The sequence below is a fragment of the Kitasatospora sp. NPDC059408 genome, assembly GCF_042751525.1.
In the GTDB taxonomy this organism is placed as follows: Bacteria; Actinomycetota; Actinomycetes; order Streptomycetales; family Streptomycetaceae; genus Kitasatospora.
In genome coordinates, this window is record NZ_JBHYWI010000101.1 from 16,932 (window position 1) to 29,225 (window position 12,294).

General features: G+C 75.1%; 8 protein-coding genes and 1 pseudogene. 1 reads left to right on the top strand and 8 read right to left on the bottom strand.

Translation table 11 applies throughout. The annotated features are described in order from the left end of the window. Nucleotides 1–6: 6 nt before the first annotated feature. The 7 genes and pseudogenes from ACFXDE_RS38810 to ACFXDE_RS38840 all read right to left on the bottom strand — a co-directional run bounded on the left by ACFXDE_RS38810 (nt 7) and on the right by ACFXDE_RS38840 (nt 7,613). Complete coding sequence (locus ACFXDE_RS38810) at nt 7–780, bottom strand: SDR family NAD(P)-dependent oxidoreductase (protein WP_380499027.1); 774 nt, start codon at nt 778–780, stop codon at nt 7–9. Further along, nucleotides 777–1,259, bottom strand: a complete 483-nt coding sequence (locus tag ACFXDE_RS38815) for an SAM-dependent methyltransferase (RefSeq protein ID WP_380499029.1) — start codon at nt 1,257–1,259, stop codon at nt 777–779. The genes ACFXDE_RS38810 and ACFXDE_RS38815 overlap by 4 nt, the downstream gene beginning before the upstream one ends. A 22-nt stretch (nt 1,260–1,281) precedes the next feature. Further along, nucleotides 1,282–1,740 (bottom strand): annotated as a pseudogene (locus ACFXDE_RS38820) (ADP-ribosylglycohydrolase family protein); the annotation flags it as partial. 44 nt (nt 1,741–1,784) lie between these two features. Beyond that, a complete protein-coding gene (gene ftsH, locus ACFXDE_RS38825; protein WP_380499030.1) occupies nt 1,785–3,791 on the bottom strand; it encodes an ATP-dependent zinc metalloprotease FtsH in 2,007 nt (668 codons plus the stop codon). A 133-nt stretch (nt 3,792–3,924) separates the two neighbouring features. Next, the gene (locus ACFXDE_RS38830) at nt 3,925–4,530 is read right to left on the bottom strand and encodes a disulfide bond formation protein DsbA (protein ID WP_380446516.1); all 606 of its coding nucleotides are present in this window, start codon (nt 4,528–4,530) and stop codon (nt 3,925–3,927) included. Between the two features lie 113 nt (nt 4,531–4,643). Beyond that, a complete protein-coding gene (locus ACFXDE_RS38835; RefSeq protein WP_380499031.1) occupies nt 4,644–6,209 on the bottom strand; it encodes an alpha/beta hydrolase in 1,566 nt (521 codons plus the stop codon). Nucleotides 6,210–6,488: 279 nt separating this feature from the next. Then, nucleotides 6,489–7,613 (bottom strand): basic secretory protein-like protein, encoded by a 1,125-nt coding sequence (locus ACFXDE_RS38840; RefSeq protein WP_380499032.1) that lies wholly within the window; start codon nt 7,611–7,613, stop codon nt 6,489–6,491. 328 nt (nt 7,614–7,941) lie between these two features. Here ACFXDE_RS38840 and ACFXDE_RS38845 point away from each other — a divergent pair, with 328 nt between their 5' ends. Beyond that, nucleotides 7,942–10,002, top strand: coding sequence for a serine/threonine protein kinase (locus tag ACFXDE_RS38845; protein ID WP_380499033.1), 2,061 nt, complete (start codon nt 7,942–7,944; stop codon nt 10,000–10,002). Between the two features lie 134 nt (nt 10,003–10,136). On the opposite strand, the gene ACFXDE_RS38850 is transcribed toward ACFXDE_RS38845, so the two are convergent. Then, nucleotides 10,137–12,294 (bottom strand): ATP-binding protein (locus tag ACFXDE_RS38850; RefSeq protein WP_380499034.1); only part of this gene is annotated, 2,158 nt, incomplete at its 5' end.

Sequence of the window (12,294 nt, forward strand, 5' to 3'; positions counted from 1 at the left end):
CTCCGCTCAGCGGCCGAGCACCGCACCGCCGTTGAGGCCGAGGACCTGGCCGGTCACGTACCCGGCCGCCGGGGACGCGAGGTAGGAGACGGCCTCGGCCACGTCGGCCGGGGTGCCGGCGCGGCCCACCAGGGTGTCGGCCACCTTCTGCGCGTGGAAGGCCTCCGTCCAGCCGTCGCCGAAGATCTCGGTGTCCTCGACGTAGCCGGGCGCGAGGACGTTGACGGTGATCCCGTCCGGGCCCAACTGCCGCGCCAGGCCGAAGGCCCAGCCGTGCAGGGCGGCCTTGGCGGCGGCGTACGAGCCGAGCGAGTGCGGGCCGGCGCCGCCGCGCTGGGCGGCGGCCGAGCTGATCACGACCAGGCGGCCCCCGGGCCTGCGCAGGTGGTCCTGCAGGGCGGTGGTGAGGAGGACGGCGGAGAGCAGGTTGCCGTCCAGGTCCTGGCGCCAGGAGTGCGCGAGGGCGGCGAGGCTGCGGTCGGCGGGCGGGGTGACGATCGCTCCCGCGTTGTTCACGAGGGCGTCCACCGGGCCGAGTTCCGCGATCCGCGCGGCGGCGGCCTCGACCGCTTCGGGGTCGGTCAGGTCGACCGGCACGGGCAGGATCCGGCCCGGCCCGACGCTCCGCTCGATCGCGTCCCTGGCCTCGTCGAGGACGGCCGCGCGCCGCCCGAGGACCGCCACCCGGTTCCCGTCGGCGGCGAGCCGGGCGGCGATCGCCCGGCCGATGCCGGTGCCGCCGCCGGAGACCACGGCGAGCCGCTCGACCGCGGCCGTCACTCGCCCGCCTCGTCGCACTCGTAGTAGTCGCGCATGAGCTCGCTCGACCAGGCCGGCTGGCGGACCTCGCCGCGCGGGCCGAACTCGGCCAGGTAGGGCTTGATGTCGAGCACCGGCGTGCCGGCCACCGCGTCCAGGCCCGCGACGTGCAGGTCGAGGCCGTCCACGCGGAGCAGCTCGCAGCGGGAGACGCCCAGCCGGTTGGGCCGGTTCTTGCCGCGCTGGGCGAAGATGCCGACCAGCGGCCAGTCGGTGTTGCCGCGCGGGTGGCGGGCGCCGGTCTCGATCCTGTCCGCCGGCACGCGGTCGAAGTGGTAGACGATCTCCAGGTGGGAGAAGTCCGCCAGCCCGTACAGCGCCTCCTCGGCGAACTGCTCGCCGTCCAGCCGGACGATCGCGGCGACGGCGCCCCAGCGGTCGTCGACCACCTCGTCCCGCCCGCCGACGACGTGCGCCACCGGCCTCGAAGTCACGTCCATGAGCCCCCCGTTCGCTGCGTGATCACGTGGCATCGTAGCCGGTCCCGGCGGCGAGCCTACCGGCCAGTAGTAGAAGGTCCGACGCCCGCAGCACCCGCCCGCCGAACCCGGGCAGCGGCACGTGCAGCGGCTCGGTCCAGGCCGCCGGGATCGCGCCGAGGCCGTACACGGCCCCGGCCAGCGCGCCGGTGACGGCGGCGACGGTGTCGGTGTCCCCGCCGAGGTCGATCGCGGCGCGGACGGCGGCCGGGTAGCCGTCGGTGGTGCGCAGCGCCCACACGGCGGAGCCGAGGCAGGGCCAGACGGCGCCGTTGGGCTCGGTGGCGCGGTCGGGGTGCCAGTCGGGGTCGAGGACGACGGCGTACCGCTCGCGGTGGTCGGGCTCGACGCGGGCCAGGGCGTCCGGGATCGCGGCGAGCGGGTCGGCGCCGTCGAGGGCGTCGCCCACGGCGGAGCCGATCACCGCGCCTGCCGCGCGGTCCTGCCAGTCACGTCCGGTCGTTCGGGTCACTCGGGTCACTCGGGTCACTCGGGGAGGGTGGCGGCCGGGTGGCGGAGGATGTCGAGCACCACTGCGCCGTCCACCGTCTCCTTCTCGACCAGCAGTGCGGCCAACTCGTCGAGGTGGTGGCGGTGTTCACGCAGCAGACCGATGGCGCGCCGCTCGGCGCCGCGCAGCAGGGCGGCGACTGCTTCGTCGATCGCGCGCTGGGTCTCCTCGGAGTAGGGGCGGCGCAGCAGGTCCTCGGGGCTCTCGCCGAGGTAGTGGGGGGAGCCCGAGGCGTAGCCGACCGGACCGAGGTCCGGGGAGAGGCCGAACTCGCGGACCATCCGGGTGGCGACGGAGGTGGCGTTGGCGAGGTCGTTGGCCGCGCCGGTGGAGCCCTCGCCGAAGACGACCAACTCGGCTGCCCGTCCGCCGAGTTGCACGGTGAGCAGGTCGGTCAGGTAGCTCTCGCCGTACAGGTGCCGCTCGGCCTCGGGGAGCTGTTCGGTGGCGCCGAGGGCGACGCCGGCCGGGAGGATGGTGACCTTGGCGACGGGGTCGGCGTGCTCGCACAGCGCGGCCATCAGCGCGTGCCCGGACTCGTGGACGGCGACGGCGTGCCGCTCGTCGGGCAGCAGCGCGTTGGAGGACTCGCGGCGGCCGAGCAGGACGCGGTCGCGCGCGGTGTCGAGGTCGTCGGCGGTGATGGTGGCCCGGTCGGCGCGGACGGCGTTGATGGCGGCCTCGTTGACGAGGTTGGCGAGGTCGGCGCCGGAGAAGCCCGGGGTGCCGCGGGCGATCCGGTCGAGGTCGGCGTCCGGGGCGAGGGTCTTGCCGACGACGTGGACGGCGAGGATCGCGGCCCGCTCGCGCTGGTTGGGCAGCGGCACGGTGACCTGCCGGTCGAAGCGGCCGGGGCGCAGCAGGGCCGGGTCGAGGGCGTCGGGCCGGTTGGTGGCGGCGATGACGACGATGCCGGTGCTCTGGTCGAAGCCGTCCATCTCGGCGAGCAGCTGGTTGAGCGTCTGCTCGCGCTCGTCGTTGCCGCCGAGCCGGGAGCCGCCCGCGCGGCGGGCGCCGACGGCGTCGATCTCGTCGATGAAGATGATGGACGGCGCGCGCTTGCGGGCCTCGTCGAAGAGGTCGCGGACGCGGGAGGCGCCGACGCCGACGAACATCTCGACGAAGCCGGAGCCGGTGACGGACAGGAACGGCACCTCGGCCTCGCCGGCGACGGCGCGGGCCAGTAGGGTCTTGCCGGTGCCGGGCGGCCCGACCATGATCACTCCGCGCGGCCCCTTGGCCCCTGCGGCGGCGTACCGCCCGGGGCTGCGCAGGTAGTCGACGACCTCGCTGACCTCCTGCTTCACGCCCTCGTACCCGGCCACGTCGGCGAAGCCGGTGGCGGGCCGCTCGGCCTCGATGATCTTCGCCCGGGAGCGCCCGATCGCGCTCAGGCCGCCGGTGACCGAGCGGGCGGCGAGCCGGCCGGACCACAGGAAGAGCCCGCCGAAGACCAGCAGCGGCAGGAACAGCAGCAGCGTGGACCAGATCGAGCTGCCGCCGGTGCGGCTGCCTGTGACGTCCACGTGTTGCGCGGAGAGGGACTGGCTGAGCTGCGTGGTGTCCAGGGCGGTCGGGATCTGGCTGGTGAAGCGGGTGCCGTCCTTGAGAGTGCCGCTGACGCCGCCGGTGTCCGTCACGTTCACCGTCTTGACCTGGCCCGTGTCGACCCGGCCGACGAAGTCGGAGTACCCGTACTTGGTGCCGGCCGGGCCGGGGGCCTGGACGACGAGCAGCAGGATCAGGGCCAGCAGGGCGCCCACGGGCAGCAGCCAGCGGCGCACGCTCGGGGGCGACGGCTTGGGCGGTGTCGGCTTGAACGGGTCGGGTTTCGGCCCTCCGGGCGGGGTGGGGCCCGGCGAGGAGGGACCCGGCGGGGTGGCCGGGTGCCGCGTAGTCGGTTGCCGGGCGGCCAGGTGCCGCGTGGTGGGGTTCCGGGTGGCCGGGTTCCGGGTGGCGCGCAGGCGGATCCGTCCGGTCATCTGCGCTCACCGCCTCTCCGGAGGCGGCCGGGCGGGGTGACCGCCGGGGCCTCCGTCTCCATGGTCGGACGAGACGGCCCCGGACGGGAGTGGATCAGGAGCGGAAGACCCTCCCCCGGCCCTCCCGGGTCGGTCAGGAGAAGTCGAGCGACCCCGTCCGGGTGCGCTTGAGCTCGAAGAACTTCGGGTACGCGGCCAGCGCCCGGACCCCGTCGAAGATCCGCACCGCGTCCTCGCCGCGCGGGATCCCGGTCAGCACCGGGCCGAAGAACGCGACGCCGTCCACGTGGATCGTCGGCGTGCCGACCTCCTCGCCGACCGGGTCCATCCCCTCGTGGTGGCTCTTGCGCAGCGCGATGTCGTACGCGGTGCTCCCGGCCGCGTCGGCGAGGTCCTCCGGCAGGCCGGCCTCGGCGAGCGCCTCCCGGATGACCGTCCCGTCGGCCTCGCGGTCCTGGTCGTGCAGGCGGGTGCCGAGCGCGGTGTACAGGTCGCGCAGTACGTGCTCGCCGAACCGTTCGGCGGCGGCGATGCAGACCCGGACCGGGCCCCAGCCGGTGGTCAGCAGGCGCTGGTAGCGCTCGGGCAGGCCCTCGCGGCCCTCGTTGAGGACGGACAGGCTCATCACGCGGAACGTCAGGTCGAGCTCGCGCTCGCGCTCGACCTCCAGGATCCACCGGGAGGTGATCCAGGCGAACGGGCAGATCGGGTCGAAGTAGAAGTCAACTTTGGTGGTCACGGTGAGGAGCCTAGGCGCCGAGTGGACCGCCGGGCAGTGCCAATCAGACCTGATTCGAGTGGGCCACTTGGGCTTGTCCAAGCGACCGTGGGCCACGTGCCAGTGCCACGGAACTAGCCCTGGCCGCACACCGTGCCGTCGGCCGGCACCTTGCCGTCGAGCAGGTAGGCGTCCACCGTCGTCTTCAGGCACGGGTTGCCGGTGTTGTACCCGCCGTGGCCCTCGCCCTGGAGCGTCACCGTGACGCCCACGCCCGCGCCCAGCTGCTGCGCCATCGTCCTGGCGCCCTCGACCGGGGTGGCCGGGTCGCCGGTGGTGCCGACCACCAGGATCGGCGCGGCGCCGGCGGCGGAGACCTCGGGGTGGTCGGTCTTGCCGGCGACCGGCCAGCCGGTGCAGCCGGTCAGGCCCCACGCGGTGAACGCGCCGAAGACCGGCGAGGCGTCCTTGAACTGCGGCAGCTGCTGCTCGACGTCCTGGTCCGAGTAGCGCTGTTTGGCGTCCACGCAGCTGATCGCCCGGTTCGCCGCGTCGAGGTCGTTGTAGTGCCCGCTCGGGTCGCGCCCGAGGAGACCGTCGGCGAGCTGGAGCAGCACCGTGCCGGTGCCCCGCTGCATCGCCTCGGTGAGCCCGGCGGCCAGCGCCGGCCACGTCTCCTTGCTGTACAGCGCGCCCGCGATGCCGGTGACGGCGAGGCTCTCCGTCAACTGACGCCCGCTGTCGGTCGGCAGCGGCTTCTGCTCCAGCGACTGCAGCAGTCCGGTGACCCGGGCGGTGCCGTCGGCACCGCCGCTGCCGGTCGGGCAGTCCGGCACGCCGGTGGAGCAGGCCTTCATGAAGTCCTCCAGGGCGAGCTGGAAGCCCTTGGCCTGGCCGAGCGAGGACTGGGCCGGGTCCTTCGTCGGGTCGACCACCGAGTCCAGCACGGCGCGGCCGACCTGCTGCGGGAACAGGTGCGCGTAGACGCCGCCGAGTTGGGTGCCGTAGCTGATGCCGAAGTAGTGCAGCTGCTGGTCCCCGAGGGCCTGCCGCATGAGGTCCATGTCGCGGGCCGCGCTCTCGGTGTCCACGAAGGGCAGCACCGGGCCGGAGTTGCGCTCGCACGCCGAGTTGAACTGCGCGGTGCTCTCGTCGAGCGCCTTGACGGCCGCCGGGCTGTCGGGGGTGTTGTCGATCGCGTTGGCGGCGTCCATCGCCTTGTCGTCCAGGCACTTCACCCCGGCGCTCGCACCGACCCCGCGCGGGTCGAAACTCACCAGGTCGTAGCGGGTGTTGAGGGAGGCGTAGGTGTCCGCGAGCGCCGGCAGCGTGGTGATGCCCGAGCCGCCGGGGCCGCCGAAGTTGAACACCAGCGAACCGATCCGGTGCTGCTCGTCCTTGGCCCGGGAGCGGATCAGCGCGAGGTCGATCGTGCCGCCGCCCGGTTTGGCGTAGTCCAGCGGGGCCTTGAGCGTCGCGCACTGCCAGTCCCCCGCGGGCGGGGTGCCGCCGCCCTGCGCGGCGTCCGGCGCGCCGCACGCGTGCCAGTCGAGCTGCTGGACCGCCGCGGGCGCCGCCGTCACCGGCGCGGCCGGCACGGGCTCGGCGGCGGGCGCGGCCCCGCCCTGGCAGCCGGCCGACGAGGTGAGGAGCAGCGCGCTCAGCCCGAGCGCTCCGGCACCGCGGACGACGGTGTGCATGGGGACTCCACCTCTCGGAAGGCCGGACGGCGCGATCGGCCCCCGGACTGGCGAACGGGCGCGCGAGCGGGCGCACGCCGGGGCCGCACACGCCCCGCGCCCGTCCGCTCACCCTAGGTGTGCGCGACCTCACGCGCCCTCCGGAGTCCGCCGTCGGGGGGCGCGTGCCGCCCGCCGTCCCACCGGCCGTCCGGGTGGGGCGGACGCGCCGCGGCACCCCGGCGCCGTGCGTGCCGGGGTGCCGGGGTGCCGCGGGTGCCGCGGGGCCGATGGCGGGGGCTACTTGGGCATCTCGTTCCAGAGCTGGTCGGGGCCCTTGCCGGTGAGGCGGGCCCAGATGCCGTCGTCGTTCGGGTTCAGGTTCAGCTTGTAGGCGAGGTCGGGCTGGCGATAGGTCTTGGAGACGTAGTCGATGAAGCGGGCGGTGGCCTGGTAGCCGCTGTTGTAGTGGTCGTCCGGGCCGAAGTGCTGGGCGCCGGTGCCGGGCTGGAAGTTGTAGTCGCGCACCCAGTCCGCGAGGCCCTCGCCCATCCAGCCGTGGTCCCGGTCCGGGCCGTTGGGGTTGTTCCAGACCGCGACGTGCACGGCCTCGTGCACCAGGAAGCCGGTGTCGTTCCGGTTGCCCCGCACGTAGCCGATGTTGACGTGGATCTCGTTGACGCCGCCGTTGGGCTTCGTCGCGTAGGCGGGGTACTGGGTCAGCGACGGGTCCATGATGATCTTGAAGTAGGAGGGCGCCTGGAACGCCCCCCGGATGATGAGGTTGGAGATCTGCGGGTAGTAGGCCGCGACGGTCTGCTTCTGCTGCTCCAGCCACGGGCCGAGGTCGGGGGCCTGGGAGTAGTCCAGGTCGATGGTCGGGCGGCCGGTGGTGGGCGGGGTGGTGGCGGAGTTCTTGTCCAGGTTCCAGGACTGTGCCGGGTCGCCGGCGTTGCAGGCGGTCACCTTCGCGTTGAGGTCGGCACCGCGGGTGAGGCAGAGGTTGCCGTCCGAGACGCTGTGCAGCAGCCACGCGCGGCCGTTGCCCGTCGAAGTGTTCTCCAGCCACCAGCGCTGGTTGTCGGCGCCGACGTAGTTCCAGGAGCCGACGGTGTTGCGGCCCTTGTCGCGGTCGACCGCGTTGTTGGTGCCGGGCACCTTGATCGACCAGGTGCCGTTGCCCTCGTCCCGGATCGTCCACGCCTGCTGCGCGGAGGACTCGTTCCAGTCGCGGATCACCACGTTGGTGCCGTTGTTCCGACTGTCCCACTGCAGGGCGCCGCCCGCGTAGCTGGAGATGCGGTAGTCGGCGCCGCTGGCCGGCAGCGACTCGGCCGCGCTCGCGCTCTGGGCGCCCAGGGCCATGCCGGACACGACGGTCGCGGCGGACAGGACGGCGGCCGCGGCCGCCCGACGGATGATCATGTCGAAGCTCTCCTCCCGGCCGGTCCCGGTGGACCGGTCTGCGGGGACATGCCACCGCCCGGCGGTGTACGCGGCGTCGACGGTTCGTCAACGGACTCGTTGACACCGGCGCCGGCGGCGGCGCTGACGGAGGTGCGCGCGGAGTGATCGGCTCCCGATGGGGTCGTCGACGAACCGTCCGCTCCACCAGCCGCTTTCCCGGACCCCTCTGCGGTCGCGTCAAGTCGGCGTTTATAGGCTGGTGAGAGGGTCGGTTGGAACGCGACCGAAGGTCCCGGCCCGGGCCCACGGCGGCGGGACGCGACGATGTACGGGGTCGAGGAGGATCATGCGTGGCACCACGCTCGGTGACCGCTACCGGTTGGACGAGTGGCTCGGTGGCGGTTCGATGGGCGACGTCTGGCTCGCCGAGGACGAGGTCCTCGGGCGCCGGGTGGCCGTCAAGGTCCTGAAACCCGCGCTGCTGGACGAACCGGGCTTCGCGGAGCGGTTCCACGAGGAGGCCCGGGTGATGGCCCGGCTGCGCCACCCCGGCATCGTCGGCGTGCACGACTTCGGCTCCGGCCGGCTCGACGGCGGCCATTCCTGGACGACCGCCTGGGGCAGCACCGGCCGCCCGATCGCCTACCTCGTCATGGAGCTCATCGACGGCGAGCCGCTCAGCGACGTCCTGAAGCGGCGCGGCCGCCTCGACGCTCCCGAGGCGCTCGGCCTGGCCCTCCAGGTGCTGGAGGCGCTGACGGCCGCGCACGAGGCCGGCGTCGTCCACCGGGACATCAAGCCGGACAACCTGATGGTCCGCGACGAACGCGTCGTGATCGCCGACTTCGGCATCGCCCGCCCCGGCTGCGACACCCGGCTGACCGTGCCCGGCATGGTCCTCGGCACCGCCGCCTACCAGGCGCCCGAGCAGGCCTCGACCGGTGCGGTCAGCGCCGCGGCCGACCTGTACGCGCTCGGCGTCGTGCTCTACGAGTGCCTGTCCGGGCAGCTGCCGTACCACGGGGAGACGGCCCTGGAGGTCATCCTCAAGCACCTGACCACCCCCGTGCCGCCGCTGCCGGCGGACGTCCCGGCCCCGGTCCGGGCGCTGGTGGCACGCGCGATGGCGAAGGACCCCGGCGAGCGCTGGCCGGACGCCGCCACCATGGCCGCGGCCGCCCGGGCCGCGCTCGACGGCGAGCCGGTGGAGGTGGTGGAGGCCACGGTGACCGTGTCGCCTTCGAGCAGTGCCATCCGGACGGCGGCACGGCCGGTGGTGGTCGCCGCGGCCGGCTCGACGGGACCGCGTCCGGTCGCCGGGCGGCTGCGGGCGGCGCTGCGGGGGCGCCGCCGGCTGCTGATCGCGGCGGGCGTGGTCGCGCTCTGCTCGGCCATCACCGCCGCCGCGGCCACCACGCTCGGACGGGACGCCGGCCGGGCTGCGGCCGACGCCGCGCTGGCGGGCGGCGGGCCGACCGCGCCCGCGGTTCCGACGGTGGTCCCGCTCGCGGCGGTCTCCAGCGCGCCCACCGGCACGGGAACGCCGTCAGCGGGCGCGCCCACGGCTTCGGGGTCGCCCCTGCCGTCCGTTCCCGGTGCCCCGGTGGGCCCGGTTCCGGCGGGCGGCCCGGGCGGTGCGGGTGCGCCGGGCAGTGCGGGCGGGGCAGGCAGTGCGGGCGGTACGGGCGGCGCGGGAAGCCCGCCTGACGTCCCCTCCGGATCGAACGCTCCGGCGCGCCCGTCGGCCACCGGGCCGGCCGCCCCGGCGCCGTCGCCCAGTGCCGTCGCCCCGGGACCGGCGTACACCCCGGGCCCGGTCACGCCGGGCTACCAGACGGGCGATCAGGGTGGGAACCAGGGCGGCTACCAGCCGTCGACACCACCCGACAAGCCCACGACGGCACCCAACCCGCCGCCGTACACGGCCGCGCCCCCGCCGCCGCCCCCGGACACCAACACCGGCAAGCCGCCCGTCCGGCCGCCGTCGGAGGGGGCGACCGGGCTCCCGTCGTACGTCCGGCTGACCAACCGCGGGCTCGCCCTGACCGACAAGGACTCGGGAGTCCAGAACCAGAACCCCGTCATCCAGGCCCTCGACAACAGCCGCGCCTCCGTCTGGCAGCTGGTCACCCGCCAGGACGGCGGCGGCTACTTCCTGAACAACGGCGCCACCCAGTACCAGAGCCGCCTGGACGCCAGCAACGAGACGTCCCAGGCGCAGATATGGGCCTCGCCGACGTACAGCGTGAACCAGGTCTGGTCCTTCATGCCGACGTCCGGAGGCTACCTGCTCGCGCTCACGGGGAGGACCCAGTCCTGCCTGACGGCCAAGGGCCCGAACGTGCCCGCCGTCGTGAGCCAGTGCACGGGCGGCCCCGACCAGGTGTGGGCGGTCGCGGCCGCCTGACCGGACGAACGGACGAACGGACGAACGGACGAACGGACGAACGGACGAACGGACGAACGGACGAACGGACGAAGGCCGGGCCCTCCCCGAGGGCCCGGCCTTCGTCGCGGTGAGACCGCGTGGTGAGACCGTGCTCACCCCGGCAGCCAGGACGGCCAGCGCGAGCGCGCCGGGCCCGCCGGGTGGTCGGCGCCCAGCAGCGGCACCAGGCGCTCCGCCTCCGGGGAGCCGATCGGCGCCAGGATCCCGTACGCCTCCGCCCAGCACGCGCGGGCCCGCGCCAGGTCCGTCCGGCTGTCGGCCAGCGCGTCGCCCAGGGCCGCCAGGGCCAGGCCCCGGCCGCGGTGGTCGCCGTCCAGGGTCAGCGCGTCGACGGCATCGCCCGCCGTCCCCACCGCGTCGTCCCACCGCCCCGCAGCCCGCAGCGACTCGGCGAGGCGCAGCAGGAGGCGGCCGGTGCGGCGGCGGTCGGCGGGGTCGGTGAGGGCGAGGGCGGCGCGGCGGTGGGCGGCGGCCTCGGCGAGGTCGCCGCGGTCGTGGGCGATCGTGCCGAGGGCGTCGCGGGCGAGCGCCTCCAGCTCGCGGTCGGCGAGTTCGTGGCTGATCACGAGGGACTGGTCGATCACCCGGTTCGCCGCGTCGTGGCGGCCCTGGCGGGCGAACGCACCGGCCAGGTTGAGGAGTTCGGCGGCCAGGGAGCGGCGGTCGCCGGCCCGGTCCCAGGCGGAGGCGGCGGCGGAGAAGCCGGCCACGGCCTCGTCGGGGCGGCCGGCCTGGAGGAAGCAGGCGGCGAGCGAGCTGTGGGCGAGGGCGAGCAGCGGGCGGGCCGGTTCGAAGGCGGTGCACAGGTCGCGGGCGCGGAGCAGTTCGGCGAGGGCCGAGGGCACCGAGCCGACCTCGGTCAGCAGTCGGCCGAGGACCAGCCGGGCGCGGGCCTCGGCGGCGCGGTCGCCCTGTTCGACGCTCGCGTGCAGGAGCGCGTTGGCGGCGTGGCCGAGCGGGCGGGTGGCGTGCCCGGAGTCGGCCAGCAGGCAGCAGCCGAGCAGGAGTTCGGCGAGCCGGCCGAGGGCGGGGGCGGTGTCGGCGGAGCGGCCGGGGAGCTTCGCGCACTGGCTCACCAGGGCACCGACGGCCGGGGACGAGCCGACGGCGAAGCCGCGCCGCGCGGAGGACGCCCCGAGCGCCGCCGTCACCAGCGCGTGGTGGTGGTCCACCAGGCGGCTCAGTGCCGCCCGGAGCTCGTCCGGGTCGCCGCCCTGACCGGCCCGCCGGGCGAAGGCCCGCAGCAGGTCGTGGTAGCGGTAGTGGTCGGGGCTGGCGAAGCTCTCCAGCATCGAGCAGTCCACCAGCGACTCGGCGAGCTCGACGGCGTCCGGCTCGGGCAGGTCCAGCACCGCGGCGACCGCCCCGGGCGACAGGTCGGGCACCTCGGGGACGGCCAGCAGCCGGAAGGCGCGGGCCTGCTCGTCGTCCAGCTGGTCGTAGCCGAAGCGGAACGAGGACTCGACGGCCAGGTCGCCGCTGCGCAGCGCGTCCAGCCGGTAGCGGTCGCCGGTGAGTTGCTCCAGCAGCCGGGCGATCGTCCAGCTCGGGCGGCAGGCCAGCCGGGCCGCCAGGATCCGCACGGCGAGCGGCAACTGGCCGCAGAGCCGGACGAGTTCACCGGCCGCCTGCTCCTCGGCGGCGACCCGTTCGGCGCCGACCACCCGGGTGAGCAGGGTGACGGCGTCCTCGGCCGGGAGCACGGGGAGTTCGGTGAAACGGGCGTTGGGCAGGGCGCCGAGGCGGGTGCGGCTGGTGACGAGGACGGCGCAGCCGGCGCTGCCCGGCAGCAGCGGGCGGACCTGTTCGGCATCGCGCGCGTTGTCGAGCAGCACGAGGACGCGGCGGCCCGCGAGCAGCGAGCGGTAGCGGGCGGACCGTTCGGCGAGGCCGGCCGGGATCGCGTCGCCGACGACGCCGAAGGAGCGCAGGAACGCGGCCAGGGCCTCCTCGGGGCGGGTGGGGCGGCCGTCGGCGCCGTGCAGGTCGAGGTAGAGCTGGCCGTCCGGGAACTCGGCGGCCAGGCCGTGGGCGACGTGCACGGCGAGCGCGGTCTTGCCGACCCCGCCCATGCCCGCGACGGCCGCCACCGGCACGCTGCCCGGCTCCCGCAGGGCGGCGCGCAGGGCCTCGGCCTCCGCGGACCGCCCGGTGAAGTCGGCGGCGGAAGCCGGCAGCTGGGCCGGGACGAGGGTGGATGCCGGATCGGCCCCGACCGTCGGGGCGGCCGGCTCGGTCTCGGTCAGGACC

What these genes read in the sequence shown, in the direction of transcription:
- ACFXDE_RS38815 (WP_380499029.1), bottom strand. Translation starts at nt 1,259, where the DNA reads ATGGACGTGACTTCGAGGCCGGTGGCGCACGTCGTCGGCGGGCGGGAC.
- ftsH (WP_380499030.1), bottom strand. Translation starts at nt 3,791, where the DNA reads ATGACCGGACGGATCCGCCTGCGCGCCACCCGGAACCCGGCCACCCGG.
- ACFXDE_RS38835 (WP_380499031.1), bottom strand. Translation starts at nt 6,209, where the DNA reads ATGCACACCGTCGTCCGCGGTGCCGGAGCGCTCGGGCTGAGCGCGCTG.
- ACFXDE_RS38840 (WP_380499032.1), bottom strand. Translation starts at nt 7,613, where the DNA reads ATGATCATCCGTCGGGCGGCCGCGGCCGCCGTCCTGTCCGCCGCGACC.
- ACFXDE_RS38845 (WP_380499033.1), top strand. Translation starts at nt 7,942, where the DNA reads ATGCGTGGCACCACGCTCGGTGACCGCTACCGGTTGGACGAGTGGCTC.